The organism is Microcoleus sp. N3A4 (assembly GCF_036701805.1).
In the GTDB taxonomy this organism is placed as follows: Bacteria; Cyanobacteriota; Cyanobacteriia; order Cyanobacteriales; family Microcoleaceae; genus Microcoleus.
The window spans coordinates 1-4,832 of sequence record NZ_JAUBRJ010000143.1 but is presented as its reverse complement, the minus strand read 5'-3'; the positions used below and the strand labels follow the sequence as shown (position 1 = coordinate 4,832).

Here is a 4,832-nt window from a genome sequence, read left to right as displayed (position 1 = left end):
ACGCGAGCTTTCTGGCTCGCACTGCAAGGATTCTGGTCTCGCTCGAGAGAGGCGGCTGATGCGAGGATTGCTATATAGACTGTTGAGTTGATGTTTGCGAAAAAGTCGATCGACTTTTTCGCAATTCCCGATTTTCCTATTCGCCCAGCAGCGATTCAAATGCAGCTTGCAAAGACTTGATATCGCCTACTCTCGCTACTAACAAGTTTTCGCTGCCGGCATCCTGCAGCCTGTGCTTCCAATACTGGATGCTATCCGAGTTGTTCATCCAGAAACTAATCACGGTGTCTACAACTCGATCGACATCCCAGCCGCGGTTAGGAGAAACTGTCTCCACGGATGCCACAAACGCATCGAGAGTGCACTTCCTGTTTCCCAAGTATTCTACACCTGACGGCTGCTGTTGTTGCAGCAATTCCTGCTGCTGGTTGAAAAATGTTAAAGTTGGAGATACGCCCAGAATTTCAAATGTATAGTTCATGCCATCCTCCAGAAGTATTATTTTCCCAAAAGATCGATCGTCCAAAAAAGCCAAAAACGCTTTACTTTGCTGCTCTTGATGAAATGCAGATGCTTCAATTATCCTCTTTGTAGTCGATGGCTTACGCCCCGCTACGCTACGAAATTTTGGCCGCTTATCTTATTAATAGCAAATTATTTAACACCCGATTGTCAAATAATTTACATTTGTCCTGGCACTGTAGAAAAAATTTAAATCTGATTTTTATTCAGCCGGGGTAAGGGAGACCCTCCGCACCCGAAGAAAGCGATCCCATTTTAAATGAAAAATTTTAGATTAAAGTATTGAATAATTGGGAATGACTGATGACGATCGGGGTTGGGAGCACGCGCCTACAGTTGCATTTTTTACCGGGGGTGCGTTTTTGACAAGCGAATTTATTGATGGTACCCGCCACGTGCTCGATCCGTGGAATCAATCCAAAATCTCAAATCTACAATCCTCAAGCCCCCGACTCGATCCGTGGGGTCAATCTAAAATCTAAAATCTAAAATCTAAAATCGAATGACCGCGATTCCCCAGAGCGATCGCCACATTCAGGCAAGTAGTGGCATCATTAATATTACAAGTTTTTACAGTAGCGGTGGAAACCTCAGCCAAGTGTTGAGCCGCAGGCCTCCGCAGTTCACTCTTGCTGGGCGACTTTGTAACTTATATCTAGGGCATCTTTTAAACGACAAACGATACGTCAACTCGGTAGGTGTCAGAATATTGATGTTATTGAAAAATCTGAGCAGTTATCTGATGAAAAGCTCGCCCAAGATGTCACTGAGCCTAGTCTTGTTGATACCGCTGGTGGTGCAAATCTCTGTAGCAGTCGGCGTGACTGGATGGCTGTCGTTTCGCAACGGCCAGAAAGCTGTCAATGACCTTGCTGCTAGGTTAAGCTTGGAAGTCGCAGCGAGGACAAAAGAAAATTTCCGCAGTTTTGGGGATGTGTCTCATTTATTCCTGCAAATGAATACTGCTGCGATCGCCTCTGGAAACTTAGATCCTGAAGACTTCCCCAACTTAGAGCGCTATTTGTGGAACCAGACCAAGCTGAGCGATCGAACTACAACCATCTACTACGGCGACGAACAGGGCAAATTCCTCTTGCTCAAGCGAGAAGCAGAAAACTTAGTATACATCAGAGACGAATCAACCGCTCCAAACCGCCAAATTTATCACCTGGACAGCCAGGGAAATCGCACCGATCTCGTCAAAACCGCCGCATATGACCCCCGTACTAGACCGTGGTATAAGGCTGCCAAACAGTCAGGAAAAGCCTCTTGGTCTCCAATCTACGTTTTCGCAGCACCGCCAGTTCTGGGCATTACGCCGGTGATGCCTATTTACAATGAAACAGGAAACCTGCGGGGGGTACTGGCAATTGACCTGACTCTTTCTCAAATCAGCGATTTTCTCAAAAGCATCAAAATTAGCCCGTCGGGACAAGTTTTTGCGATCGAACGCAGCGGGGAAATAGTCGCCAGTTCCACAGACGAATTGCCCTTTGTCACTGGCCAAGACGGACAAAAACGGCTGTTGGCGACACAGAGCAAAAATTTGCTAATTCGATCGGCTTCCACATACTTGCAAAAACTATTTGGTAGTTTTGAACAAATTCAAAGCCCAGGACAGTTTACCTTCGATATAGACGGCAAACGTCAATTCATTACCGTTGCTCCCCTGCAAGACGGCCGCGGTCTCGATTGGCTGATTGTAGTGGCCATCCCGGAAGCAGATTTTATGGAGCAAATTAACGCCAATACTCGCATAACTATCTTATTGTGCTTTTTTGCGTTCGTACTGGCGATCGCACTCGGAATATTTACCTCTCGCTGGGTTGTCAAACCGATTACCCGATTGCTGGAAGCTTCCAAAGCTTTAACAAAAATGTCCGAATCATCCGACTTCACCTCCGCAGAATTAGACGGCGAAGTCGAAGTTCAAGGCGTCAAAGAACTCGGCCTTCTTGCTCAGTCTTTCAATCAAATGGCCAGACAATTGCGATCGTCTTTTGTTGCCCTAGAACAGACCAACTCCAGTTTAGAACAGCGAGTAGCAGAGCGGACTGCAGAACTCGAAGCCGCCGAAGCAGAATTGCGGGCTTTGTTTGCAGCCATGAGCGAATTAATTATAGTTGTGGACGCCACCGGCCGCTATTTAAAAATCGCGCCGACCAATCTATCCCTGCTGTACAAGCCACCTGAAGAATTAATGGGCAAAACAGTCGGAGAGATGTTTCCGCAATCTACAGCCGACAATTTTATCAACCACATCCGAGCAGCTTTAGATACTCAGCAAACTGTCAGCATCGAGTACGATTTAACTATTAACGACCGCGAAGTTTGTTTTGCAGCCAGCATTTCGCCGCTTTCAGAAGAATCCGTAATTTGGGTGGCCCGGGATATTACCGAACAGAAGCGATCCGAATCAGTGCGGCGCCAAAGGCAAAAACAATTGCTCAAACAAAATACGGTTTTGGTAGAATTGGCAAGAAATAAAGCGCTGTATCGAGGCGATTTGCAAGTAGCCTTGAGGCAAATCACCGAAGCGGCTGCTCATACCCTAGATACAGAAGGAGCCGGAGCGTGGTTGTACGACGAAAGCCGATCGAAACTGCAATGTCTCGACCAATTTGGGCGCACCAACAACCAGCATTCCCAAGGTGCCGAACTCGCAGCAGCAGACTATCCAGCTTATTTTAAAGCTTTGGAAGAAGACCGGACGATCGCAGCCGACGACGCTCTTTCAGATATTAGAACCAGAGAAGTTGTGGCATCTTACTTTGCACTCATCGGCATCAGATCCACCTTAGATGCGCCGGTGCGGCTGGGAGGACAAACAGTCGGAGTTATCTGTATCGAACAAGCGGGAACTCCTCGCAACTGGACAGTGGAAGAACAAAATTTCGCTGCTTCCCTCGCAGATTTGGTATCATTGGCGATCGAAGCCAGCGAGCGCGATCGCACACAAATCGCTCTGCGTCAAGCAGAACAAAAATACCGCAGCATCTTTGAAAATGCCGTCGAAGGCATTTTTCAAAGAACACCCGAAGGCCGCTTCTTGAGCGTAAATCCAGCTTTAGCCCGCATCTACGGCTACGCCACTCCCGAAGAATTGACATCAAATCTCACAAATATCAGACAGCAAGCTTACGTCGATCCTCAGCGGCGCGACAAGTTTATGCAGGTGATGGAAGAATTCGGAGAAATTTCGGGGTTTGAGTCAGAAGTTTACCGCGTTGACGGCAGCGTAATTTGGATTTCCGAAAGCGCGCGTGCAGTGTGCGACGCCGACGGCGAGGTACTCTACTATGAAGGCAGCGTCGAGGATATTAGCGATCGAAAAGTCTTTGAATCCGCCTTGCAACTCGCCGCAGAAGCAGCCGAAGCCGCTTCCACCGCAAAAAGCGCATTTTTGGCAAACATGAGCCACGAACTGCGAACACCTCTGAATGCCATCATCGGCTACAGCGAAATGCTCCAAGAAGAAACCGAAGAATTGGGCTACAATGAAATCACCCCAGATTTAGACAAAATCCGCACTTCCGGCAGACACTTGCTATCGCTAATTAACGACATTCTCGACATTTCTAAAATCGAAGCCGGTCGCATGGATCTTTACTTAGAAACCTTCGACATCGCCGCCTTGATTGAAGAAGTCGCCGACACCGCCGCACCGCTAATTGAGAAAAACGGTAACACTCTAAACTTGTGTCAAATTAGCAATATTGGCACTATGCACGGTGACATTACCAAAGTGCGGCAGATTTTATTGAATTTGCTGAGCAATGCCGCCAAATTCACTCACAACGGTACAATTACCCTCACCGCCAGCCGAGAAAAAATTGCGGACGACAGCAGCGAAGCGATACAAGAAAACTGTTCTGAACCTGCGGTAAATTCTCTATCTTCCATTGCCAGTAAAGAATTTTTAGTTTTTAATTGTATAGATACAGGAATTGGGATGAATCCAGACCAGTTGCAGCACATTTTCCAACCCTTTACCCAAGCAGATGCTTCTACCACGCGCAAGTATGGCGGCACCGGTTTGGGACTAGCAATCAGCCAGCGTTTTTGCCTAATGATGGGCGGAAATATTTCAGTAAAAAGTCAGGAGGGTGTTGGTTCTACTTTTACGATCCGCTTACCTGTTAATCCGCAAAATTAGGGTGCATCACACGCAGCAACTCAATTAGATACGATCGCCCCCGGCCACAATTGTGGCGCTATAATCTGAGTAACATAGTTTCCGGTTGCATCGGAATCATAAAATCGAGTCAACAGTCAACCGATTTGAGATTTGAGATTTGAGATTTGAGATT

General features: G+C 47.0%; 2 protein-coding genes. One reads left to right on the top strand and one right to left on the bottom strand.

Features of this window, described 5'->3' with window-relative positions:
- Positions 1-136: 136 nt before the first annotated feature.
- Complete coding sequence (locus tag QUA56_RS36125) at positions 137-481, bottom strand: hypothetical protein (protein WP_333368715.1); 345 nt, start codon at positions 479-481, stop codon at positions 137-139.
- Positions 482-1,264: 783 nt separating this feature from the next.
- Between QUA56_RS36125 and QUA56_RS36120 the strand changes: the two genes are divergently transcribed.
- Positions 1,265-4,678 (top strand): PAS domain S-box protein, encoded by a 3,414-nt coding sequence (locus QUA56_RS36120; protein ID WP_333368718.1) that lies wholly within the window; start codon positions 1,265-1,267, stop codon positions 4,676-4,678.
- The last annotated feature ends 154 nt before the right edge of the window (positions 4,679-4,832 follow it).